Source organism: Rummeliibacillus sp. SL167 (assembly GCF_007896505.1).
Lineage (GTDB): Bacteria > Bacillota > Bacilli > Bacillales_A > Planococcaceae > Rummeliibacillus > Rummeliibacillus suwonensis.
The window spans coordinates 49,839-75,503 of sequence record NZ_VCBM01000006.1 but is presented as its reverse complement, the minus strand read 5'-3'; the positions used below and the strand labels follow the sequence as shown (position 1 = coordinate 75,503).

Annotated in this window: 25 protein-coding genes; 7 read left to right on the top strand and 18 right to left on the bottom strand. The window is 36.4% G+C overall.

The genetic code is table 11. From position 1 onward, the window contains the following. Positions 1-29: 29 nt before the first annotated feature. From FEZ13_RS20275 to FEZ13_RS18370, 6 genes are all read right to left on the bottom strand, one after another. A complete protein-coding gene (locus FEZ13_RS20275; RefSeq protein WP_146553869.1) occupies positions 30-1,280 on the bottom strand; it encodes a right-handed parallel beta-helix repeat-containing protein in 1,251 nt (416 codons plus the stop codon). 127 nt (positions 1,281-1,407) lie between these two features. Beyond that, entirely contained in the window at positions 1,408-2,334 is a 927-nt protein-coding gene (locus tag FEZ13_RS18390; protein WP_146553868.1) for an NAD-dependent epimerase/dehydratase family protein, read from the bottom strand. Next, on the bottom strand, positions 2,312-3,220 hold the full coding sequence (locus FEZ13_RS18385; protein ID WP_146553867.1) for an NAD-dependent epimerase/dehydratase family protein: 909 nt from the start codon (positions 3,218-3,220) through the stop codon (positions 2,312-2,314). Before FEZ13_RS18385 ends, FEZ13_RS18390 begins: the two co-directional genes overlap by 23 nt. 386 nt (positions 3,221-3,606) lie before the next feature. Continuing rightward, positions 3,607-3,987 (bottom strand): hypothetical protein, encoded by a 381-nt coding sequence (locus FEZ13_RS18380; RefSeq protein WP_146553866.1) that lies wholly within the window; start codon positions 3,985-3,987, stop codon positions 3,607-3,609. Continuing rightward, on the bottom strand, positions 3,980-5,215 hold the full coding sequence (locus FEZ13_RS18375) for a glycosyltransferase family 4 protein (RefSeq protein ID WP_146553865.1): 1,236 nt from the start codon (positions 5,213-5,215) through the stop codon (positions 3,980-3,982). The genes FEZ13_RS18380 and FEZ13_RS18375 overlap by 8 nt, the downstream gene beginning before the upstream one ends. Before the next feature lie 303 nt (positions 5,216-5,518). Continuing rightward, positions 5,519-5,872 (bottom strand): DUF4183 domain-containing protein, encoded by a 354-nt coding sequence (locus FEZ13_RS18370; RefSeq protein WP_146553864.1) that lies wholly within the window; start codon positions 5,870-5,872, stop codon positions 5,519-5,521. A 174-nt stretch (positions 5,873-6,046) separates the two neighbouring features. Here FEZ13_RS18370 and FEZ13_RS18365 point away from each other — a divergent pair, with 174 nt between their 5' ends. From FEZ13_RS18365 to FEZ13_RS18345, 5 genes are all read left to right on the top strand, one after another. Next, complete coding sequence (locus FEZ13_RS18365; RefSeq protein ID WP_146550625.1) at positions 6,047-6,415, top strand: DUF4183 domain-containing protein; 369 nt, start codon at positions 6,047-6,049, stop codon at positions 6,413-6,415. Positions 6,416-6,991: 576 nt separating this feature from the next. Next, positions 6,992-7,618: a DUF1796 family putative cysteine peptidase gene (locus tag FEZ13_RS18360; protein WP_146553863.1), complete on the top strand. Its 627-nt coding sequence runs from the start codon at positions 6,992-6,994 to the stop codon at positions 7,616-7,618. Between the two features lie 37 nt (positions 7,619-7,655). Continuing rightward, complete coding sequence (locus FEZ13_RS18355; protein ID WP_146553862.1) at positions 7,656-8,612, top strand: polysaccharide biosynthesis protein; 957 nt, start codon at positions 7,656-7,658, stop codon at positions 8,610-8,612. An 872-nt stretch (positions 8,613-9,484) separates the two neighbouring features. Beyond that, positions 9,485-9,823, top strand: coding sequence for a heme oxygenase (locus tag FEZ13_RS18350; RefSeq protein ID WP_146550628.1), 339 nt, complete (start codon positions 9,485-9,487; stop codon positions 9,821-9,823). A 72-nt stretch (positions 9,824-9,895) separates the two neighbouring features. Then, entirely contained in the window at positions 9,896-10,321 is a 426-nt protein-coding gene (locus tag FEZ13_RS18345) for a hypothetical protein (RefSeq protein WP_146553861.1), read from the top strand. Between the two features lie 96 nt (positions 10,322-10,417). Here FEZ13_RS18345 and FEZ13_RS18340 read toward each other — a convergent pair whose 3' ends face one another. Beyond that, entirely contained in the window at positions 10,418-11,173 is a 756-nt protein-coding gene (locus FEZ13_RS18340) for a C40 family peptidase (RefSeq protein ID WP_146553860.1), read from the bottom strand. Between the two features lie 384 nt (positions 11,174-11,557). On the opposite strand from FEZ13_RS18340, the gene FEZ13_RS18335 reads away from it, so the two are divergent. Beyond that, entirely contained in the window at positions 11,558-12,751 is a 1,194-nt protein-coding gene (locus FEZ13_RS18335; RefSeq protein WP_146553859.1) for a class I SAM-dependent rRNA methyltransferase, read from the top strand. A gap of 77 nt (positions 12,752-12,828) precedes the next feature. Here the strand turns inward: FEZ13_RS18335 and bioB are convergent, their stop codons facing one another. The 11 genes from bioB to FEZ13_RS18280 form a co-directional block, all read right to left on the bottom strand. After that, positions 12,829-13,827 carry a biotin synthase BioB gene (gene bioB, locus FEZ13_RS18330; protein WP_146553858.1) on the bottom strand — a complete coding sequence of 333 codons (999 nt, stop codon included), beginning with the start codon at positions 13,825-13,827 and terminating at the stop codon, positions 12,829-12,831. Between the two features lies 1 nt (position 13,828). Further along, positions 13,829-14,419 carry a biotin transporter BioY gene (locus tag FEZ13_RS18325; RefSeq protein WP_146553857.1) on the bottom strand — a complete coding sequence of 197 codons (591 nt, stop codon included), beginning with the start codon at positions 14,417-14,419 and terminating at the stop codon, positions 13,829-13,831. Positions 14,420-14,874: 455 nt separating this feature from the next. Beyond that, positions 14,875-16,011, bottom strand: a complete 1,137-nt coding sequence (locus tag FEZ13_RS18320; RefSeq protein ID WP_146553856.1) for a bifunctional cystathionine gamma-lyase/homocysteine desulfhydrase — start codon at positions 16,009-16,011, stop codon at positions 14,875-14,877. 2 nt (positions 16,012-16,013) lie between these two features. Then, a complete protein-coding gene (locus tag FEZ13_RS18315; protein WP_146553855.1) occupies positions 16,014-16,937 on the bottom strand; it encodes a PLP-dependent cysteine synthase family protein in 924 nt (307 codons plus the stop codon). A gap of 411 nt (positions 16,938-17,348) precedes the next feature. After that, complete coding sequence (resA, locus tag FEZ13_RS18310) at positions 17,349-17,900, bottom strand: thiol-disulfide oxidoreductase ResA (RefSeq protein WP_146553854.1); 552 nt, start codon at positions 17,898-17,900, stop codon at positions 17,349-17,351. A gap of 10 nt (positions 17,901-17,910) precedes the next feature. Continuing rightward, positions 17,911-18,306, bottom strand: coding sequence for a hypothetical protein (locus tag FEZ13_RS18305; protein ID WP_146553853.1), 396 nt, complete (start codon positions 18,304-18,306; stop codon positions 17,911-17,913). Positions 18,307-18,316: 10 nt separating this feature from the next. Beyond that, entirely contained in the window at positions 18,317-19,078 is a 762-nt protein-coding gene (locus FEZ13_RS18300) for an ABC transporter permease (protein WP_255473246.1), read from the bottom strand. 12 nt (positions 19,079-19,090) lie between these two features. Further along, positions 19,091-20,197 (bottom strand): ABC transporter substrate-binding protein, encoded by a 1,107-nt coding sequence (locus FEZ13_RS18295; RefSeq protein ID WP_146550640.1) that lies wholly within the window; start codon positions 20,195-20,197, stop codon positions 19,091-19,093. Positions 20,198-20,210: 13 nt separating this feature from the next. Then, positions 20,211-21,050, bottom strand: coding sequence for an ABC transporter ATP-binding protein (locus tag FEZ13_RS18290; protein ID WP_146553851.1), 840 nt, complete (start codon positions 21,048-21,050; stop codon positions 20,211-20,213). 467 nt (positions 21,051-21,517) lie between these two features. Beyond that, positions 21,518-22,855 (bottom strand): LLM class flavin-dependent oxidoreductase, encoded by a 1,338-nt coding sequence (locus FEZ13_RS18285; protein WP_146550642.1) that lies wholly within the window; start codon positions 22,853-22,855, stop codon positions 21,518-21,520. A 12-nt stretch (positions 22,856-22,867) separates the two neighbouring features. Next, the gene (locus FEZ13_RS18280; RefSeq protein WP_146550643.1) at positions 22,868-24,070 is read right to left on the bottom strand and encodes an acyl-CoA dehydrogenase family protein; all 1,203 of its coding nucleotides are present in this window, start codon (positions 24,068-24,070) and stop codon (positions 22,868-22,870) included. A 969-nt stretch (positions 24,071-25,039) separates the two neighbouring features. On the opposite strand from FEZ13_RS18280, the gene FEZ13_RS18275 reads away from it, so the two are divergent. Beyond that, positions 25,040-25,603 carry an FAD-dependent oxidoreductase gene (locus FEZ13_RS18275; protein ID WP_146553850.1) on the top strand — a complete coding sequence of 188 codons (564 nt, stop codon included), beginning with the start codon at positions 25,040-25,042 and terminating at the stop codon, positions 25,601-25,603. The last annotated feature ends 62 nt before the right edge of the window (positions 25,604-25,665 follow it).

Below are 25,665 nucleotides of genomic sequence, written 5' to 3'. Positions count from 1 at the left end.
AAGGATATTTGTAGAGTTTATGATCTTGATTAGCCTGCTCTTTGATCAGATATGGTTGCATTATCATTATTCTCGCTTAAAACGGTTAAATCATCGTAAGGTGGTCCTGTAGTTGTTCCAGCTAAGAGTACTATATCGAATTCATTGGCTGGTATACCCCAAGAATTTCCGTCGATTACAATGAAAGCCCTGTCAACTAACAGACCGCCTTTTGTGTTGTAAATAGTATTGCCACTGATCAGCCCAGTTACATTTGGATTAATATAGATGCCCGTTCTTAAAGAATAGAAAACATTATTTTCGACTAGTAAATTTTGTATACTAACTTGTGGTACAACCGCTCTGTTCACAACCCAATTGTCCATTGGAAGAGGTTGATCAGGTCCATATATTGTGTTGCCGACAAGACTCGTATTGTCCCCGCCTACTTGAATAAATTCTTTTGCATAAGCAGTTTCACTAGTAAGTGTCAATCCTTCGATTCTTGTATTATCAGCTGTGATTAACAATGGAATAATATCTGCTTGCAGCATTAGAATTGTGCCAGCTACACCTTTTACTGTAAGTCCTTGTTTATTGATGTTAATCTGCGTTGTAATCGGATATGTCCCTGCAAGGATATTCAGGGTACCACCAGCCGCTACAGCAGCAAGTCCTTCTGCAATTGTGCCAAATGGATTTGCGAAGCTACCATTCCCACTTGACCCTTGCTGAACATAAATATTTAATGGATCGACGATTTGACCAATTGCTGTATCTAGTGCTAATTGAACTGCAGCTACACTTGGGTAACCATCAACAGGTCTGTTATTTAATACAGTAGTGGCTACTTCTTCTTTTTCTACTTCCGTAAGGTTGTTGTAAGCGGTTAAATCTAACCCCAAACCTGGATCTTCAATTGCTGCCTGCATTTCTTGTGCTGTTTGGGCGTTATTTACAGCATCTAGAAACGGATTTTCGTTTGAACCCGTTAATACATAATCCGTTTCAACTTTAGTGACTGTCAATATATCATTAGTATTCAGTAAATTATCCAATTCAGTACTTAATGCAGTTATAAATTGGACTTTACTATACAAATCACCGGAATATATAGTGAAGAAGTTTATACCATTTAGATAAACATTTACTGGATCCCCATAAGTAATTGTCTTTGTTTCACCAGGAAGAAGCTCAAATGATTCTGTGCCAATATTACTGTATGGGATATTATCTTCTCTAATATAAATAGTAATCTGTAATGTTGCAGGACTGTTGTTGACAAATGTTTTTTCAGCCATATTTTTGCCTCCTCTCTTTCATTATTTAGAAAGAAAAATAACATCTTTCCACTACTACAATATGAAAAGAGCAAAACTATTAAGAGGCATTTGAATTAAATTTAGCCAAAAAGATTGTTCATTATTTTTAGACTATGTTTTTTCTTTGGAAATTTAATATTTCGAGTATGGACTGTTCAAAAGGAATTGTGGGTGCCCATCCAAGCTCTTTTATAGCAGTTGCATAAATCATCGGTGTTATCTCCTGTTGTTCGGTCAGAGAATGTACCTCAAAATCTATCGTAGAAATTTGTTTCAAAATATCCGTAATTTCTCCAATGCTTCTCATTTTTACTGATGCAATTTCATATATTTCACCAGTTTTTCCTTTAGAAAATAATAATCCATAGGCTTTTACCGCATCTCTTACATCAAGAAAATTCCTTTTTGCTAATAAATTATGGACTACTAGCTTTTTTTCTTCTTGCCCTTTTTCCATCCTTGCTACTTTTTGAGCCAGCAGAGAGCATACTCCTGTTGAATGACCTGGTCCTATTAAATTGGAAGGATTGGCTATAATGACGTCTAATTCAAATAAAGAACCATATGCTCCAGATAGACCTGTTTGAATCGTCTTGCTTAGAGCATATGGATGTTGAAATGAGGAAGGAAATGATAAATTCGATTGTAAAACAGAACCCACTATAATGGTTTTAGAATCGTTTGAGTCTGTTCGAATGGCATCAAGCAAATATGCTGTACACATCACATTTGACTCGAAAGTATTTATGGGATCAGACCATGACGTAGGTACAGAGTTTTGCCCAGCAAGATGCAAGATAAAGTGTGGTTTTATCATATGCAATATTTTTTTGATGGATTGTTTATCGGTAAGATCACAAAGTCGTTCATTTATATTTTTATGGGGAGGAATTTTGGAAGGCGTTCTTACAAGAGCATAGACCGTATATCCAGCATTTGCAAAATAGTGGCATGCATGCAAACCCGTAAAACCATTAGCACCGGTTATTAATATACTGCGCTGTTCCGTTTTATGTGGCTTGGTTGTATGCATGATATAGCCCCTCAGAAATTGATATGCTAGGTTGCCATTTTAAGTAATCTTTTGCAAGCTGGTTTGAAAGACAACTATGTCTGATATCGCCTACACGTGAGAGAGCGATTTCTTTAGTAATAGGTAGTTTGTGTATTTCGGATATACGTTCTAATAAATCATTTATAGAGATACTTTTACCAGTGCTAATATGGAGTGTTTGATGGTCTGCTTTATCGACAGCGGCTATATTGGCCGCTACTACATCTTTTACAAAGATAAAATCTCTTGTTTGCTCTCCATCGCCATGAATGGTTATTGGTTCTCCTTTTTTTAATCGATCTAGAAAGACTGAAACAACCCCTCCATCCCCTTTTGGTAACTGTCGAGGTCCATAAACATTTGCATATCGTAAAATCGTATACTGTAAACCGAAAAGGTCATGGAATATCCTAATATATGACTCTGCCGACAATTTGGAAAGGCCATAAAATGAAGAGGGAACAGTTCGCTCATTTTCCGTAATCATATCGCGTTGAATATTCCCATATACGGCAGATGTAGAAGAAAAAATAAACTTGCGTACAGACGAGCCAACACAGCTTTGAAGTAGATTAATGGTCCCATCAATATTAACTCTTGCATCTTCTACAGGATTTTCAACTGATTTACCAACATCCGCTTGTGCAGCCAAATGAAATAGAGCATCTGGTTTTAAATCCTTTATGAGGCTTTTTATTTTCGGATGACAAATATCAATGTCATACAATTCGGCTTTTTCGTTAAGATTGGACAATTTGCCAGCGCTAAGATTATCGATCACATAAACTTTAGCACCTTTTGCAATTAGTTCGTCAACTAGGTGGGAACCTATAAATCCAGCTCCACCAGTCACAATTGCCTTCATTTATCATTCTCCTTTTAATCATATAAATGATAATTTTTCTTTTCCTTTTAAGAGAATCAATTTCATAGATACTTTTTAATTTTTAAACATCCGAGCTGTTTATGTTCCGCTATAAACGGACGATTTCCGCGGGCTTGGCTTTAGCCTCATCGTCCCAACATGATGTTGGCACCAGAGTTTCTCCGCAAAGCGTAAGTGACAGATGTGAAGCCGTTGTCATAGGACGTGACACTTTTGGATTCTGTTCCTCAAGCTTTTTCCTGTGGACCTTTCAGTTCAAGCTTTTCCCGCCGGCGTCACCATCCGCTTCACAACTCTAAACTTGATAAAAATTTTTGAATGGACCGTTCGTGCTTTTTCTTCAAATTTTGCATGATGAAATTGATTTAAAAATAAATATTATAAAGATACTTGGATGACTGGCAAGGGATTGTGTAATCTTCTGGTAATCTCTCTTTTATAACATCCCAAAATTCTTCACGTACGATTGATTTAGGGATTGTAGCGGTTGGCGTTAAAAAAAGGTCATCATATTTCCCATCGTATAAAAGAATTGGAGTTTCTGTGGAAATACTGGTCTGAACATTATTTTGATAAGTATGTTCGACTTGGACTATGTTTGGCTGAGGTTCTTCGTTCACACTAAGTTCTTCCACATTCACCTCATTTATACTAAATTCATCTATAGATTCGCTGATGTCTTTTTCCCCATTTTTTTTAAATAATGAACTATACCATTTTTTCAAACTTCCTGTATATTTACCCATTTATATCACCTGTTTTCTTCTTTAATAATACTTCATCATAAGCTTTTAATAGATTTCTGATACCATTTTCAAATGACCAATGTGTCATTCCCCATTTTTTCGCATTTTCGCCTAGATTTTTGGCAAATAACGAATCCGTCAATAACCGGTTTAAGCTTATGAAAAGACCATATACATCTTTGGGTTCAACTAATAGCCCCGTGATATTGTTCTCAATCATTTCAGGTAATCCACCAACATTACTTACAATAGAAGGTTTTCCTGCTAGCTGTGCTTCAATTAAAGATAAGGGCTGGTTTTCTATAATAGAAGGAAGTACATATATATCTGCTTTAGAAAGTAGTGCCGGTACGTCATCACGACTACCTAAAAAGAAAATGTCATTATCTAAATTTAATGATTTCGTTAATGATTGAAGCTCTTCCTGCTTATCTCCGGTCCCTACGATCCAACAAATCCAATCCTGACGTATCGCTTTTAAATTGGCTAGTGCCTGAATAAGGTAATTAACTCCTTTCAGTTCCGTAAGTCTCCCTGAGTAAATGATCACTTTCTTATTGATTGGACGATCAATGTAAGACTGTTTACTTTTTTGTTTAATAAATTCTTCGCTATCAAATCCATAATGAAGGACGCGAAGCTGGTGTTGAGGAACCCCAAATTCGTCGCGTAAAATATTTTCTAGCCAATGGTTTGCTACAATCGTTAAATCTGAAGAAGTTGCTCCAAGACGTTCTAGTTCGTCATAATATTCTCTAGCCATGTGAGATGTAGGGGATTGGTGGATAGTCGTTAGTTGATGCCTAATTTCATGAGCTACTGAACCATGAAGAGTTGCAATAAGTGGTGTATTTTGAGGTTTGACACGTTTAATGGAGGCAGTAGATATAACATCTTGTGTATGAATAAGATCATATTTTTCTAATCCCAAATACGTAGCGCCTAATTCAAAGAGGTATCTGTGAAACTCAGAAAATTCGACAAGCTTATTCGTGTAAACATTCGGGTACATATAAAGAGGAAATTTAGCTTGAAGGAAAGGAAGAAGTTTGCTTTTTTCGACTTTCTCTCCTGTATTTACTTTATGGATGATTGTATTTTCTTCTCCGTATCCCATTAAATCTACCTCATGCCCCCGTTCCTCCAAGCTTTTCTTAAGCTGTTGCATATAGTTCCATACACCACCAAGATGAGGGACATTCCAATAAGTGGCAAGCAAAATTTTCATATCAGGTCTCCTTTATTTGATTTACATATTTTTAGAATATGCAGCCCTATCCTTTTTTTCTAAACGAATGACTATTTCAAATGAATAAAGTGAAACTTCCTCAGTAGAGATTTTCTTCATCTCCCATTAAATAGAGGAACGGAAGTGAAAGGCGCCACGTCCTGTGGTAACATCTGAGTGATCAACATCCTGCCCGCCCGAACCAATCGTGCTTTTAACTAATCGTTGTTCCCTTTCCTATTCTCTGCCTGCTCCTCGCTTCTTGATGTAAGGAGCTTACTGCTTATTTATATGGAGAAATCGCTAGACGGTGATCATTTGAAGTATGATAGGAGAACCTTTAGCTGGTGCGTCTACCGTTTTTAAAATAATTTTCCCCATTCTTACTTCATAGTTAACTTTAGGCTGCAAAACACCATTAATAAAAAGATTGATCAAAGATACTTCAGAAACATCTTTTATGTTTTGCTCTCCCGCATTCTCCATACAGTCCTCGATCGTGTATGTTTTCTTCCACCCATCTGATATCGTATAAAACTCTGTGGTTTTGATTTTACTCGGTGGCTTCAAATAAAGTGGCTTTGTTATTAGCTTTGGGAAAGGAAGGAGTAGTGGACGAGCTGATGAATTACCTAATGTATCCTTTTTTCTCTGCATAACATTCCTCCTGTTTTTCAGTAAAAAGGCTTTTTTCTTATTAATATGTACTTTTTTAAAAAATGGTTCGAATTAGGAAAAAATTCTTATTTTTGCTTTTTACCTTACCAATGTCCCGAGTCAAAACTTTTTTACTACATATGATGCTATGAAAAAACAAAAAGGAGTGATTTCTTGGCATTAAAGATTCTTAAGCTTGCCATCAATAGTCATCAAAATTTTTCAACTTCACCATTAGTAACACGTTTATTTTACGAAGTACCTGAAACTGTTCAAAGTTTAACAACCTATAAAATTAATACAAATGATTTTTTAAACGACTCAGGAGAAGTGGTAGAAACTTTACCCGTTCTTAATTTAAATAATAACTATTTCCATGTTTTTGTAAACGGTGTATTACAAATGGATGATACCTTTGCATATACAGCAGGTGAACAAGGGATTGGATCATTAATCATTTCTGTCCCAGAAGAATCTGAAATCCCTGCTGGTAGCCCAATTGTTCTTGAAATCGTGAATTTCTATCCAAAAACAATCGGATAGAGTGAAACTTTCATCAGTGGGATTATCCCCCACTGATGGGTAGCTGAACCGATCGGGCTTTTATGGGCAGTTAATCCTCCACTTATCCTTTCTCGTTTCTCTCTAAACCTAGAGGTGGAGGTCATACTGCCCGTTAACGCGGGATAGATGGTAAAGCTTTATATTTAACGAGTTGATCATGTATTTTCCTCATCTAGATTAGGAAATACACTGTACATGCGAGCTTGAAGATGTCAATTGTTGATGTCACACTTTACAATCGATCACTCTGGGGCTGTCTCAAAAGAAAAATACACATAGACTCACAAGAAAAAACACGGATATGACAGCTAGGTAAAGAATTAGGAATGGTATGATTCGTGCTTGGCTTGCGGAAAGCATAGAGGATTTTTATTTTGCGGAACTTTCTTAGGCAGCCCCAGTCTTCATCTTTTGAGTTTTGGGTAGTGTAAGCAATACTCCTTAAACCTAGCTAAATACTTAAAAGGAGTTTATATTCTTTTGATTCATTAATCATTATTTATACTCGCCTCCATCTCTTTGACAACATTAAAACTCTTACAGGAGAGGTGCAAAATGAATAGACAAGAATTAATGGGAAATTATGATGCAATATTTAGCTTAGGTGATTTGTGTTTGACTTCCATTCAATTAAAAAAACATCAACTCCGACCTTATTCTGGAGTATTCGACTGGGCAGCCACTCCCGAATTATCAAAAGTTAACTTATTGCTACAAAATAGATTCCAAGGACTCATGAGATTTGGAAATTTAAGAATTGTTGGTCCTGGTGTACCACACATGATTTGTGTTTCTGATGATCATTATCACTTTGTATCCAATCACGACTTCGGAACAGACAAGAACTCTTTAACTTATCTTGGTTCTTACGATGAGGTGATGGAAAAATATAATCGACGGACAAAACGTTTCCTCGAAAAAATGGAAACAGCTAAACGGATTCTTTTTGTAAGAACTGAAGGAAGCTTTGAGGATGTAGTAGGATTGCAAGCTGTTTTAAGAAATTTAGTCAAAAATGATTTCAGTATTTTGCTTATCAACCACACACATGTGAGTGGCATTGTGGAAAAAAACTGGCCGCTTCCAAATGTGTACGCAGTTGATTTTCCAAATTATGATAAATGGGAAGGAAACCATCATCTTTGGGATCAAATCCTTAGTGGTATCAAACTTGAACAATAATCTAAATACTGTTAGCGGTATTATAGGAGGAGCTACTGTGTATAAGGACTCAACCATACTCGTAACAGGGGGGACTGGTTCTTGGGGAGAAGAATTGATTCGTCAGCTTCTTACATTTCACCCCAAAAAAATAATCGTCTATTCAAGAAATGAAAACAGCCAAGTTGAACTAAGAAGAAAGATGGCTAATGATAATCTGTTCTTTTTCATAGGGGATATAAGAGATAAAGCAGCACTATTAGCAGCCACAGAAGGCGTTGATTATTTATTTCACCTAGCGGCACTTAAACATGTTCCAATATGTGAGGAAAACCCTGTAGAATCCATCAAAACCAACATATTAGGTACACAAAATGTCATTGATGCGGCAGTAGAAAACCATATAAAAAAAGTGATTTATGTATCTACTGATAAGGCAGCTGATCCCGCTAATACTTATGGAATGACAAAGGCGCTCGGTGAAAAACTAATCATCCATGCTAATAGTAAATTGTCTGATACTAAATTTTCATGTGTTCGAGGGGGCAATGTATTAGGGAGTAGTGGTAGTGTACTCCCGCTCTTCCAAAAGCAGATTGCAGAATTAGGAGAAGTCCATATAACGGATAAAAGAATGATTCGCTATTTTGTTTCTCCTAGAGAAGCTATTGTAAGATTGTTAAAAGCAGCCCGTATTTCTCAAGGCGGAGAAACATTTGTGATGAATATGGACGCTTTCCGAATCATTGATTTGGCTGAAGTTCTTATTGAGCATTCAGGGAAAAGCGATGTGAAAATCATTGAAATTGGTATTAGACCAGGTGAAAAATTAAAAGAAGTGCTTATAGCAGAAAATGAGAAAGACCTTGCATCCTCACTTGATGAAGATTTGCTATTAATCTCTGCCAACCAAAAAGGCGCTTCTACGATCGATCCACAAATAAAAAAAATTGAAAATTCTTTATTGACGAAAGATGAAATTAAAAATATGCTCAAAAAAGAAAAATTTATTTAAAATCAATAGGGTTTCAAAATGTATAATGCCATTTATTATCAGATGTGTTAATGATCCAATTCTATCCATCAAATTAAGTTTATCAATTCAAAAATAAAATAGCCGGCTTGGAATCAAAAAATATTCCGAGTCGGCTATTTTTTACTTTCATGAATTGTAATGGTGTATTGTGTCGTCATAATCATCATCCAACTCATCTGTTATAAATCCTAAAAACCTGAGCAATCTTTTTAACATACAATCACCCCTTAATTTGTATATACATCGCTAAAAAGATCAATGATTATTCTGAATATTCTTTCTCATATTTTACAGGAATTCATGGCATTATTCTAGCAATCTTCTTCTTCTCCAGAAAATTTGTGCAAATGCACAATTAAAGGTTCAACAGCATGCTTATTGTTGTACTAGTATCCAATTTAATTCAAAAACTTTTGATTTTTCACTATTTTTATATTATTAGTATTGCAAATATCACTTTTACATTTTATAATATATCCAATTAGAATAGTTGGAATTAGACCCTCCTTTATTCTAATGACTGACATCAACATGTTAGTGACGTTATGCAATTGTGGTACATCGCTTTATATTGTATAAAGTTGGATATTGCATGACAAATGAAAGACTCTCCTTATAAACATCAGTAGCCCACCCTCAATGCTACTGATGTGTTTTTAGTTTTTGTTTGATACAATGAATACTTAATATTTCTCTGTTTGGCTGCAGACAAACGCTTTGATCTCCACTCCTCACAACCCCAAGATTAACGAAAATCTTCCTTTTGCAATGGCTCTCATTTGCTTTAAAGACTCCATTTGATATACGCTTTCTTTGAAAACATACTATTGATTCTAAAGGAGCGATTCTAAATGTACGTAGTCACTAACCGCATCAAAGTAAAAAAAGGCTTCGCAGAAAAAATGGCGCCCAACTTCACACGTCCAGGTGCATTGCAGTCATTTGAGGGATTTGTAAAAGTAGAAGTTGCTGTTTGCAAAGATTTTGAAGAATATGATGAGATGAGCGTTAATATGTATTGGAAAAACCTCGAAGGCTTTAAAAAATGGCGTGAAAGCGATGCTTTTAAACAAGCCCATAAACGTCCAGAACCTAAATCAGGAGAAGCACCAAAGGAATCACCATTACTTGGCAGCCAAATTGTCATTGCAGAAATCGTTTCTAGCATTGGTGCTGCCACAAAAGCTTAAACGAGAGCTCTAGTGAGAGATCGCATTTTCTCTTACTTAGAGCTTTTTATGTAGATACTGAAGAATTAAAACATGGAGAAGAGATCATCAGGATGCAAAAGATCCATTACCATTACGCTGAGAAGCAATTGTCCTTTTCAAGCCTGTTCGAAAAAACTCCTCTTCAAAATCCGTAATATTCGCCAGAGGCTCTATCCGCTCCCGAAATCAATGTCAATCATCTTAAACAATGCAAACAAGTATCTGTTCGATAAACAAGAATCTGCTCCTGCCGCTTCGCTCTCGTCGCAAAAAAGACCTGCTCCTGCCGCTTCGCTTTCGTCGCAAAAAAGACCTGCTCCTGCCGCTTCGCTCTCGTCGCAAAAAAAAGACCTGCTCCTGCCGCTTCGCTTTCGTCGCAAAAAAAGACCTGCTCCTGCCGCTTCGCTTTCGTCGCAAAAAAAGACCTGCTCCTGCCGCTTCGCTTTCGTCGCAAAAAAAAGACCTGCTCCTCTCTAAAAATTAGAATGAGCAGATCCTTATTGACTAGTTGAAGAGTTGAAGAATTGTTTTTTTATCAAACATGACTTTTCAGATAGCTATTAATTATTTTACTTATAGTGAACCATAACCAATAATACGTGGAGCCCAATAGCTTCCTTTTGCTACACTTTGGATTTGAACTTTGTTACCTGCTGCATGTAGCACTAAGTTATTTCCTGCATAAATTCCTACATGAGTAATAGAACGACTACTTGGTGTTGCACCAAAGAAGATTAAATCACCAACAGCCGGTTTACTTACTCGTTTTGTAACAGAATATTGTGTACGGCTGCTATGAGGCAATGTACCATAACCCGCTTTTTTGTAAACATATGCTGTAAAACCTGAACAATCGAATCCTGATGGTGACATACCTCCCCATACATAAGGTACTCCTAAATACTTCTTACCAGCACTAATAACTTTACTTGCAGCTACTGCACTAGAAACTTTTTTTGCTTTTTTGTACTTTTTCACATATGAAGCTGAAACCCAGCCATATTTGCTTTTATATTTTACTTTATACCATTTTTTACCGCTTGTCGTTTTCTTATATTTAGCTGTTACAACTGCTCCTTTTTTGAGAGTTGTAATTCTTTTATATTTTGTTGAAGCTCCTTTTCTCATATTAAGAGCTGCTGTTGTTTTGTATTTTCCTGAAAATTTAACCGCTTTGGAACTTGAAACAGTTGTTATATGTAAATTTTGATGAATATTAGTTTTAGTTGGAGTTTGAGTTTGGACTTGTTCTTGAGGAGCTGCCCCTAATAATGTACCAAGGCCTAATGCTAAGGTTAATGTACTTGCTAATACGCTTTTCTTATTCATGTAGATATTGTACCTCCAATATTTTAGTCTTTTTTTGATTTATTCAATGCAATTCGTTAAATATTTATTAACTTATGTACTAATCTTAGTGAAATCACGGTAAAGAAACAACGCAATTTCATTTACAATGTCATTACTTTTTATTACAAATAATACAAAATGGCTAATATTCACTTGGTTTTTAATACTTCAGCCATTTTATTGGACATTTTTTACATATAAAGAGCTAAAAAAACATTTTGAGCTCTTTTAAGTCAAAATGCTTTTTTAGTATCGCTCATTGAGAAGAGCGTATTCTTTTTCGGCGTTCATATAAGATACTTACTTTCGCATTTCTTCCGAAAAAATGCGATAATGAGGAAAATAAACCTTAAGGATGACAAGATGACAAATATACGTACTTTACGAATAGACCCCAAGTATGTTCCTGAACTAAAAAGAGGCTATTCACTCATATTAAAAGATGCCACTCAACACAAAGAACCTTTGGAAGAAGGTGAAATTGTTCGTTTAGTAGATCAGCATAACCGCTATATTGGAACTGGTTATTACGGTCTTCAAAATAAAGGAATCGGCTGGATTTTAACTACAAAAGAGCATGAACAAATCGATCAATCTTTCTTTAATAAAAAGATTAAAATAGCCCTATCCCATCGTGAAGAGTTTTTCCATAATGATGAAACTACCGCTTTCCGTATCTTCAATGGTGAAGGTGATGGTATTGGTGGCTTAACCATCGACTATTTTGATGGATATTATATGGCGAGTTGGTATAGTGAAGGAATATATTCTTTTAAGGAATACATTTATAACGCTTTAAATGAATTCGTTGATTACAAAGCAATCTATGAGAAAAAACGTTTCGATACGAAAGGTCAATATGTGGATCAAGACGATTTTGTAATGGGAACTGCAGGCGACTTTCCTATCATAGTGAAAGAAAATGACATGAACTTCGCCATTAACTTAAATGATGGTGCAATGACAGGTATTTTCCTTGATCAACGCGATGTCCGACGCGCGATTCGTGATCGTTACGCTAAAGGAACGAATATGCTCAATACATTTTCTTATACAGGTGCTTTTTCAGTAGCTGCTGCATTAGGGGGCGCTCGCAAAACAACTAGTGTTGATCTTGCAAAGCGAAGTCTAGCCAAAACAATCGAACAATTCAGTGTCAATGGCATTGATTTTGAAGCTCAAGATATTAAGGTTATGGATGTATTCCACTACTTTAAATATGCTATTCGACATGAATTGAAATTCGATTTAGTCGTTTTAGATCCTCCAAGTTTTGCACGTACTAAAAAGATGACCTTCTCTACTGCAAAGGACTATCCAAAATTGTTGGCAGATGCCATTGCTATTACTGAAAAGAATGGTATTATTGTTGCTTCCACCAATAATGCAAGCTTTGGGATGAAGAAATTCAAATCTTTTATCGAACAGGCATTTAAAGAAACAAATACAAAATATAAAATAATCGACCAATATGGACTACCAAAGGATTTTCGAGCAAATCGAGACTTTCCGGAATTTAATTATTTAAAAGTAGTCTTCATAAAAAAACTAAGCTAGTCATTCCTATACAAAGATGGGGTTGTCCGAATACTTTCTGGACACCCCATTTTTTTAATAGAAAAATCTTAATTATTTTACATACAAGCACTCTCATGCAATGGGGCTAGATCAATTTCGAATCCCATTTCTTCGAGCATTTTCTTATCTTCAACACCTGGTTGTCCATCTGTTGTAAGATAGTCGCCTAAGAAAATAGAATTTGCCGGGTACAAGCTTAATGGTTGTAATGAGCCTAGGTTCACTTCGCGGCCACCAGAAACCCGTATTTCCTTTGTCGGATTGATAAAACGGAATAACGCTAATACTTTTAGACAATAACGAGGCGTTAGTTCATGTGTTCCTTCCAGCGGTGTCCCTTCAATAGCATTTAAAAAATTAACAGGAATTGAATCCGCATCTAGTGCTCGTAAACTTCTTGCCATATCAATAACATCCTGTTGTGTTTCCTTCATACCAACGATTACACCAGAACATGGTGAGATACCAGCTGCTTTTGCTTGTTTAACAGTTTGCACACGATCATCATATGTATGCGTTGTTGTAATGTTCCTATAATTTCTAGCGGATGTGTTGATATTATGATTGTAGCGATCTACACCAGCCGATTTTAAACGTTCCGCTTGTTCAGGCTTCAAAATTCCTAAACACGCACAGATCGTCATATCCTTATGCTTGTCTTTAATCGTTTTGACTGAATTCACAACAATATCGATTTCTCGATCGACCGGACCTCTTCCACTTGCAACAATACAATATGTACCTACGTTTAAGGAGGCTGCCCGATCTGCTCCAGCTACAATTTCAGCTTGTTTCATCATTGGATATTTTTCAATTGGCGCTTTTGAAACAATGGACTGCGAGCAATAGCCACAGTTTTCTGGACACAACCCTGATTTCGTATTAATAATCATGTTAAGCTTTACTTTGTTGCCAAAATAATGATGACGAATTTGATAGGAAGCATCTAATAACTTCAATAAATCTACATCTGGGCAATTTAAAATGTTGAACGCTTCTTCATCTGAAATTTGATAACCATTGATTACTTGATTTGCGACCTTTTCGTAATTCATCTTAATGCCCCACCTTTATGATTTTTTGTAAGCGGTACCCAAATATGCCGGCAAATACAGCTAAAATAATATCCTTTGGAAGTGGTGGAATCATCCAAAACCATGCCATTTTGTAAGTAAAACCTTCTGGTGCTGCTGCCCAAAGCTTATACGCATAATACATCCAGTTCGTACCAATCAAATAATTAATAGCTATTCCTACAAGTGCTGCAGTGATATACATTGTTTTTGTACGGCGATATTCAACCATTTTTCCTGCAACATAAGCGGAAAGAATAAACGTTACGATGAATCCGAATGTTGGACTCAGAATAGACGAGAAACCACCGCTGAATTTTGCAAATACAGGCGCACCTACTAGACCAAGAAGTGTATAAACAGTTATCGAAACAGCCCCTAAACGGCTACCCAAAACTAGTCCTGCTAAAATGGCAAATAACGGTTGAAGTGTAATCGGCACCCCGCCAACTACTAAAAACGGCGCGAAAGATGTAATATTCGCTCCAATCATCATTAAAGTTGCGAACAAACCACAATAAACAATATCTAGTGTTGAAAATTTACTTTTTGTTCTAGAAACATTTGATGTCATTATATATCCCAATCTCCTTTGTTAACTCATTTTAATTATAGGTTAACATATTTCTGAGAAAATGGAACAAAATTTTTTAAATAAATAGAAAATAAATAGAATCTAGATTTTTTGTGGATTAAAAAAGCTAAAAAACGACTAAAGCTGCTGCTGTTTAGTAACTTTAATCGTTTTTTAGCAAAATTGTATAAAGAAAAAAATCATCAATGGGGATTTTCTTCATCTCTCGCTGAGCATTAGTGGGATCAGTCAAGTTTTCTCAAGTAATTGATTCTATCTATTTATCCCTTTTGCTTTTTACTTGTGTTCATGATGTCGGAGATCGTTCATACAGGATAAAGTAACATGTTCCATTAAATTTGAAACGCTTGTGCTCAAACAACAAATGACCATATTAGTTTTAAGAAATAAAAAAAGAACTAGCTCTTGGATATTGGAGCTGGTTCTTTTCTATTTTATGCATTCAACGCTTGTGTCAAATCCTCAATCAAATCTTCAGCATCTTCAAGACCAACGGATATGCGAATTAGACCATCCGTGATACCAAGTTCCGCACGGCGTTCTGCTGGGATAGAAGCATGTGTCATAAGTGCAGGAATAGAGATTAAACTCTCAACAGCACCAAGACTTTCAGCAAGTGTAAAGTATTTAACACTTGTTAGTACTTTTGCTGCCTTTTCGCCACTTCCTACATCAAAGGAAATCATTCCACCAAAACCACGAGCCTGTTTTTTCGCGATTTCATGATTTGGATGATTGACTAATCCCGGATAATAAACTTTTGAAACCTGATCATGCTGAACAAGGAATTCTGCAATTTTATGTGCATTGTACTCATGTTCTTCCATACGAATACCTAGTGTCTTGATCCCACGTAATAACAACCAAGAATCTTGAGGTCCTAGCACGCCTCCAGTTGCATTTTGAATAAAATGAAGTTTTTCTCCAAGTTCTTCACTATTCACAACAGCCAAGCCTGCTACAACATCACTATGTCCTCCAAGATATTTTGTCGCACTATGAACAACAATGTCTGCACCAAGTGTTAGTGGATTTTGCCAGTATGGAGTCGCAAATGTATTATCGACAATGGTTAATAAATTATTCTTCTTCGCTATTTTCGTTATTTCAGCAATATCTGTAATTTTCAACAATGGATTCGTTGGAGATTCAAGGAAGATTGCTTTTGTATTGGGTTGAATATTCTTTTCAATCTCAGCTAAATTGCTTGTATCAATAAATGTTGCTGTAATCCCAAAACGACTCAAGACCTTTGTGATGACGCGGAATGAGCCTCCGTATACATCATCTGTTACTAACACATGATCTCCTTGATTAAACAACATAAATACAGCAGTTGTTGCTGCCATACCTGATGCAAAAGCAAATCCGCGCTGTCCGCTCTCTAATTCAGCGATGAGCACTTCTAAGGCATGTCGAGTTGGATTCCCTGTTCGTGAATATTCGTATCCTCGATGATTACCTGGACCATCTTGTTTATAGGTACTTACTTGGAAAATAGGTACTGAAACAGCTCCAGTATGGTCATCTCCAAAAATACCTCCGTGGATTAACTGTGTTTTTTTTCTCATCTTTAAATACCACCTTGATATATTTTTTTACTTAAGTAACGATCACTAGAATCAGGGAAAATGACAACGATATTAGTACCTTTTGGTGAAATGGCCGCTTCCCTTAAAGCAGCTGCAAAAGCTGAGCCAGAAGAACTTCCGACTAACAAGCCTTCTTTTCTTGCTAATTCTTTGACAAGATGAAATGCTTCTTCGTCTGGAATCGTATGAATGCTATTAAAATACGTTTTATCCATAAAGACTGGAAGAAACTCCATTCCAGTTCCTTCTGTTTTATGAGAGCCAGGTTTACCACCATTAAGGATAGATCCCTCTGGTTCAACAATGACTGTTTTTATATTTGGGTTCTTTTCCTTTAAATATCTTGCTGTACCCATAAATGTGCCACCCGTACCAGCACCAGCAACAAAAACATTTACATTGCCATCTAGCTGTTGCCAAATTTCAGGTCCAAGTGTTTTATAATATGCATTTGGATTAGAAGGATTCGCAAATTGCTGAGGACAATAGGAGTTGGGTATTTCTTTCAGTAATTCTTTTGCTTTATCGATCGCACCGCGCATTCCATCTTCTGAAGGCGTATGAACGATCTTAGCGCCTAATGCTTTCATAATTTCTTGTTTTTCAAAACTAAACTTTTCAGGAACACAAAAAATGACATTGATGCCCCGATTGATCGCAGCTAATGCTAGACCAATGCCTGTATTTCCAGCTGTAGGTTCAATAACTGTTCCGCCTGGCTTTAACTCTCCACTCGCAATAGCCGATTCTAGCAACTCGACACCCAAGCGGTCTTTAACACTGCCACCAGGATTAAAATACTCTAATTTAGCAAAAATTCGAACGCCTTCTGGAATAGAAAAATGAGTGATTTCTAGCAGCGGCGTTGAACCTATTAATTCATGTATATTTTTAGCAACCTTCATATTTTTCCCCTCTTAAATGTATCCAATTTAACAAAATTAGATTTACTACCTACATAACCATATTACTTCTATTATTTTAGTAGGTTTTGAAGCATAATGCAATAGAGAACTCGTTTTAGAATATGCCACAGGCGTAAAAAAGGTGAAATATACATCATTTTTTAGGCGTCGATTATTGAAGGCTGTCGATTATAATTGTTGTCCTCAACTGATTGCCGCTACAGATGGCTCGTTTTTCCCACGAGCGAACGCCGGGTACTCTCAACACCATATGCTCCGTGCAGGGTTGGAGGAGATTGAGGTCAAGCTCACGGAAAGCGCCATCTGAAGCTGTACAACCAAATCTAAATATTCAAGTATATATGGAAAATAGTCTAAATTCTGCTGGATAAAATCAAGTCACTTGAATTTTTATTTTGCTTTTATTCGTTCCATATACTTTCGAATATCTTTTTCTGTCATTTCGCCGTCTATTTTGTCTATGATTACACCATCTTTATTTACTAAAAAAGTTTTTGGCAAATTGATGATTTGATATGAATCAAGTACATCTCCATCATCCAATAAAATAGGGAAACTTACATTTTTATCAGCCAGAAACTGATTGACAATCAGCATCGGTTCTCCCGCGTCGATCGCAAGGACTTCAACTCCTTGGTCTTTATAATCCTTGTATGCACTTTCTAAATAGGGCATTTCCTTTTTACAAGGTGGACAATAAGTCGCCCAAAAGTTGATGAGTACACCTTTTCCTTTATAATCCGCAAGCTTATGCTCAACACCATCTAAATCGCTCAATGAAAATGGAGGGGCTTTTGGTCCATCAGCCGCTGTTTGAGTAGCTTGTTGCTTTGTAAATATTTCATTATACAGGACATAACCAACTGCCACTAATAAGATGAAAGCAATAACACCTCTTAAAATTTTACGGTTTTTTGCTTTATGCTCTTTTGTTTTAGCCATCAGCCTCACCTCATTCGCCTACGTTCAATGTTAGAAAAGGCATCTCATAGTGATCTTTATAGTTAATGTGAGCAGTAATAATCTGTTCGCCCTTCGATGAAAACATCAGTTCCAATGAATACTTGCCGTTTCCTTTATACGTTGGTTCAGCCGTCCCTACTGATACGCCATTTTCGATAATCTCAAATTCTACAGTTGTATCTTTATGGATATCCTTTTTAGCCTTTATTTCTGCTGTTGCGATAAAAGGTTCATTGACTTTTATATGCTTTTTATTGCTGTACATCTTCGTATCTAAAATAACAATAGAATCCGCTGATGATTGCTGCTTCTGACACCCTACTAGTAAAATGAACAAACTCAGCAAAATCAGCCATTTTGTGATTTTTCTCCGCTTCAATTGCATCTAGTTTCCATCACTCACTTTTAAGGTTCATCCAAAATAAAATGCGTTTTTTTATTTTTTCGAAAGCAACAATAATCGCTAAAATAATAATACTGTTAAAAATAATGCCCGCTAATACATAGTCATATTGCGAAAAGTCTGTATAGTATTGAACAAAATGTCCCATACCTGATTGGGCACCAAACATTTCTGCCATCATAAGAACAATAAATGACAGTATTAAAGCTGTTCCCGTTCCACTTAAAATATAAGGTGCGCTTGCGGGTAAAACGACTTTGAAGATAAAGTCTTTTCCCTTAATCCCCAATGTTTTTGTATTATCCCAGTAATGATTATCGATGAGTGCAATACCTTGGATAGTACCAAGAAAAATAGGCCAAAATGCACCAATAAACAAGATAAAAATAGATGCAAGCTTAAACGTTGGTAATAACGCAATTGCATATGGGATAAATAAAGTTGGTGGTAATGGACTAAATGTATGAAAAAAGGGTGATAAAATTTCCCTGGATTTTTGGTGGAGGCCAAAGAACAGCCCTCCACCGATTCCTAATACTAACGAAAGAAAAATTGCTGGAACTAATAAACTCATTGAACTAACAAACCCTTTTAGCAAATCTGGGAACCCTTTTACAAACGCATCAATAATTTTAGATACTGGGGGAAATATTACTGGATTTACCCAACTGGTAAAGGATGTAATATAAACCCAAATGCCTACTAACCCAACTGCTATGAAGAAAGTAATTGAATATTGTTTTAGTTTTAACATAAAATCCCTCATTTATAGATTTTGTTGTTTATAGCGTTCTAATATCTTCTTATAATAATCATCATCTGGATTTTCTTTGATCAATTCATTTAAAGCTTCTTCATAAAATTTAAGATTAAAATGTTTATTCAAATCTACATTTGCACCATCTTTTAAATAACCAAGTTGTTTCATTTCATCCCATAATTTCACAACTTGCTTTTTACTTGGATCCGCTGAATTGACTAAGTGTTTTTCATTGACAATTTCGTTTACTGTCTTATCATCCAGTTTAATACGTTCTTTTGAAGCCTTTAGTGCTGTTTCAGGGCTATCTTGTTTTACTCGTTCTGCTTGAATAAGGCCTTTTAAGAATTTCTTATAGGCAACTGAATCCGTCTTTGAAATATCTCCTCGTGTTACAGCACGGCAGCAAACATGTCCTGGTTGCACATCGTTACTCCATGCAAATGGTTCTAAACCAAGGCTTTTTGCTTTTGATAAAAATCCTGAGTTTCCAAAGGCAATATCTACTTTACGTGCACCAGCAGCGTCGATTAAATTCGCAACCGTTTTGAATTCAACAAATTTTACGTCTTTTTCAAGATCTACTCCTGCTTTTTTCAAGGCCGATTTAAATACAACATCTGGTACACCTAATGGAACGACCCCAATCGTTTTTCCCTTAAAATCAGCAAAGGATTTATATTTACCAATATCTTCTTTTGGAATATATACAGGGTGACCGCCTTCCATATGACCGCCGACAATATCTAAATCAGCACCTTGAGCGATAAATGCTAAAGGAGTCGTAGTACCAAAGGTTAAACCAACATCGATTTTGTTCGACTGTAATGCATTTACGCCATCTGTTGAAGAGTTAAATGGGACAAATTCTACATCTAAATTTTCCTTCTTGAAAAATCCTTCGTAATCAGCAATATCTGCTAACGGTGCACCATTCGCTTTTAAATAACCTACTCTTATGTGATATTTACTATCCCCACTTTTTTGTCCCGCATGATTTGCTTCTTTTGTGTCCCCTGTTGAATTATCTGCAGCTCCACAAGCCGAAAGCGCTAGTAACGATGCTGCTATGAAACTTCCCATTAACCATTTTCTTTTCTTTAATAATTTCATCTGTATACTCCTCCTATATTCCTTCTCCTGATGAGACTTCTTCTGATTGATTTAATTTTTCAAATACGCCCTTATTCATAACGCCTAATAAGTAATCACGGAATTCAACAAAATCTTGACTATTAAATAATTGTTTTCGATTTCTTGGTTTTTCAAAAGGTACCTCGATCACATCAACCACTTTTCCTGGAGGACCAGGAGAGAACATCACAATTCGATCGGCTAAAATAATGGCCTCTTCTACATCATGGGTAACAAAAACGATCGTTCTTTTTTGATCATGATTAATCTGTAAAATTAAATCTTGTAGTTGAATTCTTGTGAGTGGGTCCAAAGCTCCAAATGGTTCATCCATCAACACTAAATCCGAACCAACAGATAGTGCCCTAGCAATCGCTGCACGTTGTCTCATCCCACCAGACATTTCACCTGGATATTTTTTTACGGCATGTCCTAATTGAACTAAGGTAAGATATTGTTCTGCTAATTGCTGTAGCTCTTTTTTGGTTTTGGTTTTTTTCAATTTTTGTTTAAGGGCAAGAACAATATTCTCCTCTGCAGTTAACCATGGGAACAAAGAATAGTCCTGAAATACGACCGCTAAATCTAATGGGGAATCAAAAAGTATTTGACCTGATTTTGGTTGAGATAAATTAGCTAGCATCCTCAATAATGTACTTTTACCAGATCCACTTGGCCCCATCAAAACAAGGAATTCTCCTTCTTTGACTTCAAGGTTGATATCTTGCAATATTTCTGTCTCACCATAGCTAAAATGAACTGATTTTACTTCAATCTTATTTTGCAAAGCTTCTTTTTCACTCTTCTGTGATAACTCAATCGTTTCTACCAAAGTGCAACTCCTCCCTCAAAAATTATTATTTTTCATATAAGAATAGTAGGTATAGTGTGATAAATATAGAGACGGGTCCCTCAGGTCAGACCATGTAATATAGTCTTTTAACCTGAGTTCCTCTTCTCATGCAGTGAGTGCTGATCCGTATAGATATGCTCATTCATACCATCACCTATTGAGGTGGATACTTTCTGTGCTAGGTGCCTTGCTTTTGACACAAAAAGCAAACTATTAAATGAATGACAAAGTGAAGCTTCCATCAGAGGGGGTTTTCTTCATCCCCCTCTGAGCTAGAAGAACTCAGGTTAAAAGCGCCACGTCCTGTGACAACACCTGAGGAACCAACATCTTGTTGGCCCAAACCAATCGGACTTTTACAGGCAGTTGTTCCCCCATCTATCTTTCTCGTTTCTCTCTACATCTTGGGATGCGGGTATTACTGCCCGTTAATGCGGAATAAACGATTACACATTGATACTTCTTTTTACTTGTGGAAAATCTAAGCCAAGATTTTCGCGTAATGTGCTTCCTTCATACTCTGTGCGGAATAATCCTCTTTCTTGTAATACAGGGATCGTATAATCAACAAAATCTTTGACGCCACCAGGGAAATACGGAAACTTAACATTAAAGCCATCTGCTGCGCCATTTAAGAACCAATCACTCAATGTATCTGCAACCAATTCCCCAGAACCAACAACAAATAAGTGGCCTTGACCTCTTACAAAGTAGTTCGCTAATTGTCTGATCGTCCAATTCTCTTTTTTAGCTAGATCGGATAGCAATTCAAAACGACCTTTTTCTCCGTTAACATCTTTACTATTTTTTAGTTCTGGCATAGGATCATCAGGAGAATATTGGGATAAATCGTGATCCACATAGCGTGATAACCAACCAATCCCTAGTTCCGGTAATATCAACTCCTGAAATGCCTCATATTTTTCCTCTGCTTCTTTTTGCGTTTTAGCCACAAATGGAACAATACCTGGCATGATGTTTAAGTGATCTGGGTTTCTTCCATACTTGGCAACTCTTTGCTTCATATCGTCATAAATCACTTTTCCTTCCGCCACAGTTGAAGGAGCAATTGTAAATAAAATATCTGCATGCTTTGCTGCAAATTCTTTTCCATCCTCAGATGCACTTGCTGTGACAAGAACAGGATGACCTTGAGGGGGTCTTGGAATATTGATCGGACCTCTCACTTTATAGTATTTTCCTTCATGATTGATAGGATGGATTTTGCTCGCATCTAGAAAAATACCTGTTTCTCGATTAAATAGTAATGTATCGTCTTCCCAGCTATCCCACAATTCTTTCGTTACTTCTACAAACTCATCTGCTTTCTCATAACGAAGCGAATGGTCGATGATATGTTCTAAACCAAAATTTGCTGCTTCATGGTCATGAGCAGTTGTTACAATATTCCATGCAGATCGCCCAGCACTCATATGGTCAATTGTCGCAAACTTTCTCGCAACATTGAATGGATGATTAAATGTAGTAGATAATGTGGCAACTAAACCAATCTTGTCCGTTACCCCAGCCAATGCAGCCATCACTGAAGTTGCCTCTAAACGAATTTGTGGTGTATAGGCAATGTCTTCCTCATTGTGTGCAAGTACGTCAGCTAAAAACAGTAAATCAAATTTCCCCTGTTCAGCGAGTTGAGCAATTTCTTTATAAAGGCTTAAAGAAGTCACTTCTTCTGTTTTTGTTTCTGGATACCGCCAAGCAGCTAAATGATGCCCTAGAAAAGTTTGGAAAAATGCGCCTAGGTGCATTTGTTTTTTATTCGTCATCTAAAGATCCTCCTAGTTTAATTGGTGTGTTTTCTTATTATTCCGATAACTTTCAATAGCAGAATTAGAAACAAGACTCACAACCATATCATTTAATGGTGGATTATATAAACCACATTGTACATCCCTGAAATATCTTTCTAGAGGTAGATCTTTCGATAACGAGTGACCACCTGCAATCTGATTGGCTAATTCAACGATTTTTACCGCATTGTTACATACTGTATATTTGGTAATAGCTACTTCATTTCTCAACTTATCTCTTAAGTGCTCATTGTTGTCCCATTTTTCTGCTATGCTATATAACAATGTGCGGGAAACTGCGATAAGAATTTCAATTTCACCAATTTTTTGCTGAACATGTGGTGCCTCTAATATAACGTTGCCTAAACTTGGCGAATATTTTTCATCGGCATATTTAATAATAAAATCTCTTGCAGCTGTAGCGATTCCTAAGTAAATTGCTGGCAATTGTAAAGTATAGGCACTACTATTACCATTAAAACGTGTTGGTTTCCCTTTTTCCGAATAAGCCAGTAACGCTTCATCTGGTACAAACACGTCATGCAATGCGATATCGATACTACCAGTACCTCTCATTCCTAGCACATTCCATGTATCAATCAATTCAACTGATTCATTTTTCTCGATCAAAAACTCAGCAGTGATATCTTCTTCTTCGATATAAGCTAAAACAGTAAAATGTTTCACATAAGGGGCTAATGTAGTAAAAGCTTTTCTCCCTGTGATGATATAGCCGCCTTCTGTTTTCTTTGCAATCGTCCCTGGATTTCCACCTCGTATAATATTTCCTGTCGCACGTTCTGTAATATAAACGTTTAAAAGGGAACCTTCTTCTACAGCTTCTTTACAAATTCGCGCAAATGTTTCTTCTTTCCATGGTCTAAAGTCATTTAGGCTAAAGAACGTCATCAGATGCCAGCCAACAGCGAGTGCCGTAGAACCAGAAGCTTTCGCGATTCTTTCTTGTACAAGTAGAACTTCATACAAGGAAAGATCTTCTCCACCATATTCCTTTGGGATCGTTAATTTAAAATAGCCTTCTTTTTCTAAAATCTTAAAGTGTTCGAAAGGGAATTCTCCCTTTTCATCGTAGTCAGAAGCTGTTTCACTAAGTTGCTTGGCAATACGTTCTGCATATTCCACTAATCTTGCATCACGCTCGTTACGAATCGTTTGATTGCTATTGTTCATCTTATTAACCTCTAATCTAGTAGTTTATTATTCATAGGTTTTGTTTAGTAGTATTGTCGATGTTCGCCCATTTCTTTGCGGAAAAGCTTTATCCTGCAGGAACAGTAGTAAGGCCTCCTACTGTGTTGAAGTTTTACTTTTTTACTTTAGATGATGAGTCACACTTTAATGAAAAGCGATATGTGGACAAAACCAACAATATTGATCAACAGAGCCCATTCATAAAATCTATTTTTCGAATTAAAGAATGTTTGCCAATATTCGCATTTTTTATTCCTACTTTATAGATTTGAATTATAGTTTTTTATTGTTATCTATATTATCATCCCAAACTTTTTAAATCAATAACTCATTAATAAAAAAATTCTATCAATTTAAAAATTTCTTTTTATGATGAATCAATTTCATAATGTAAAATTCAGATAAAAAACACGAACATTTTAAATTAACATGAGCATTAATATTCAGAAATTTTTGTTCCGCTCCAGATGGCGCTTTCCACGGGCTTGGCTTCAATCTCCTCGGGTCGACACGATGTTGACCCCGAAGCCGTTGCCACAGGACGTGGCGAACTTAGGCTTTGTCCCTTAAAACGTTCCTGCGGGGCTTTCAGCTCAAGCTTTTCCCGTAGGACTTTGAATAAACTTCTTGAACTCACATCGCACGAAGGAAATGCGCAAGCCTAATCGAGGAGTCGCCGTCTTCCGCTCCACAACTATAAAATTAGCTATTATTAAACGTTCGTATTTTTTAAGAAGAAAATGATTTATGAAATTGATTTATGATACTAATTTAAAGAAAGATCCCCATGATAAATGGAGTTAAAATTAATGACTATTTTTCACCAATAAATATGCATGTTCATTTTTTCAAGCACATATTTTGCCAGAGATCCTAAAATTAAAATCATATTTTTAGAATGCTCAATTTTTATTTGGTAAAATAGATAGGAAAAGGAGGAATTCTAATATGTATGATATCGCAATTATTGGTGCTGGCCCCGCTGGAGGTAGCGCTGCAATCTTCACTGCAAAGGCTGGAAAGAAAACAGTTATTTTTGATAGCAATCAAGGGATTACCAAAAGAGCATGGCTAGATAATCATTATGGTGCTGATGGTATTTCTGGTCCTGATTTAGTAGAAACAGGTTTAAAACAAGCGAAAAAATTTGGCGCCGAACTTGTCGAAGCAAAAGTAACGGACATTAAGAAAACAACTGAAGGCTTCCAAATCGTTACAGAAAGCAATACGGTAGAAGCAAAACAAATCATCTTAGCAACCGGTTTCCTTACTGAATTAGCAGAGGCTACTGGTCTTGCAACGAAAGCTGGTACCGAGCCTCGAGTAAAAACCATTTTTGATGTGGATGCTCAAGGAAAAACAAATATAGAAGGCATCTGGGCAGCTGGTACATGTGCAGGTGTAAGCGTCCATACAATCATTACAGCAGGTGATGGAGCAGCAGTAGCTGTGAACTTACTCAGCGAATTAAATGGCGAACGCTATGTCGATCATGATGTATTAAAAAAATAATTTTCATAAAAAAGGCTACCTACCTACTAAGAAATGTGCAAACTTTGGTACATTGAAGGGAG

Excerpts from the sequence above, each read along its gene's own strand:
- FEZ13_RS18295 (WP_146550640.1), bottom strand. The coding sequence starts at position 20,197 with ATGAAATTATTAAAGAAAAGAAAATGGTTAATGGGAAGTTTCATAGCA.
- FEZ13_RS18350 (WP_146550628.1), top strand. The coding sequence starts at position 9,485 with ATGTACGTAGTCACTAACCGCATCAAAGTAAAAAAAGGCTTCGCAGAA.
- FEZ13_RS18280 (WP_146550643.1), bottom strand. The coding sequence starts at position 24,070 with ATGAACAATAGCAATCAAACGATTCGTAACGAGCGTGATGCAAGATTA.
- FEZ13_RS18325 (WP_146553857.1), bottom strand. The coding sequence starts at position 14,419 with ATGACATCAAATGTTTCTAGAACAAAAAGTAAATTTTCAACACTAGAT.
- resA (WP_146553854.1), bottom strand. The coding sequence starts at position 17,900 with ATGGCTAAAACAAAAGAGCATAAAGCAAAAAACCGTAAAATTTTAAGA.
- FEZ13_RS18345 (WP_146553861.1), top strand. The coding sequence starts at position 9,896 with ATGGAGAAGAGATCATCAGGATGCAAAAGATCCATTACCATTACGCTG.
- FEZ13_RS18340 (WP_146553860.1), bottom strand. The coding sequence starts at position 11,173 with ATGAATAAGAAAAGCGTATTAGCAAGTACATTAACCTTAGCATTAGGC.
- FEZ13_RS18285 (WP_146550642.1), bottom strand. The coding sequence starts at position 22,855 with ATGACGAATAAAAAACAAATGCACCTAGGCGCATTTTTCCAAACTTTT.
- FEZ13_RS18305 (WP_146553853.1), bottom strand. The coding sequence starts at position 18,306 with ATGCAATTGAAGCGGAGAAAAATCACAAAATGGCTGATTTTGCTGAGT.
- FEZ13_RS18360 (WP_146553863.1), top strand. The coding sequence starts at position 6,992 with ATGAATAGACAAGAATTAATGGGAAATTATGATGCAATATTTAGCTTA.
- FEZ13_RS20275 (WP_146553869.1), bottom strand. The coding sequence starts at position 1,280 with ATGGCTGAAAAAACATTTGTCAACAACAGTCCTGCAACATTACAGATT.
- FEZ13_RS18275 (WP_146553850.1), top strand. The coding sequence starts at position 25,040 with ATGTATGATATCGCAATTATTGGTGCTGGCCCCGCTGGAGGTAGCGCT.
- FEZ13_RS18300 (WP_255473246.1), bottom strand. The coding sequence starts at position 19,078 with ATGTTAAAACTAAAACAATATTCAATTACTTTCTTCATAGCAGTTGGG.
- FEZ13_RS18315 (WP_146553855.1), bottom strand. The coding sequence starts at position 16,937 with ATGAAGGTTGCTAAAAATATACATGAATTAATAGGTTCAACGCCGCTG.
- FEZ13_RS18385 (WP_146553867.1), bottom strand. The coding sequence starts at position 3,220 with ATGAAGGCAATTGTGACTGGTGGAGCTGGATTTATAGGTTCCCACCTA.
- FEZ13_RS18370 (WP_146553864.1), bottom strand. The coding sequence starts at position 5,872 with ATGCAGAGAAAAAAGGATACATTAGGTAATTCATCAGCTCGTCCACTA.
- bioB (WP_146553858.1), bottom strand. The coding sequence starts at position 13,827 with ATGAATTACGAAAAGGTCGCAAATCAAGTAATCAATGGTTATCAAATT.
- FEZ13_RS18320 (WP_146553856.1), bottom strand. The coding sequence starts at position 16,011 with ATGAGAAAAAAAACACAGTTAATCCACGGAGGTATTTTTGGAGATGAC.
- FEZ13_RS18375 (WP_146553865.1), bottom strand. The coding sequence starts at position 5,215 with ATGAAAATTTTGCTTGCCACTTATTGGAATGTCCCTCATCTTGGTGGT.
- FEZ13_RS18335 (WP_146553859.1), top strand. The coding sequence starts at position 11,558 with ATGACAAATATACGTACTTTACGAATAGACCCCAAGTATGTTCCTGAA.
- FEZ13_RS18390 (WP_146553868.1), bottom strand. The coding sequence starts at position 2,334 with ATGCATACAACCAAGCCACATAAAACGGAACAGCGCAGTATATTAATA.
- FEZ13_RS18380 (WP_146553866.1), bottom strand. The coding sequence starts at position 3,987 with ATGGGTAAATATACAGGAAGTTTGAAAAAATGGTATAGTTCATTATTT.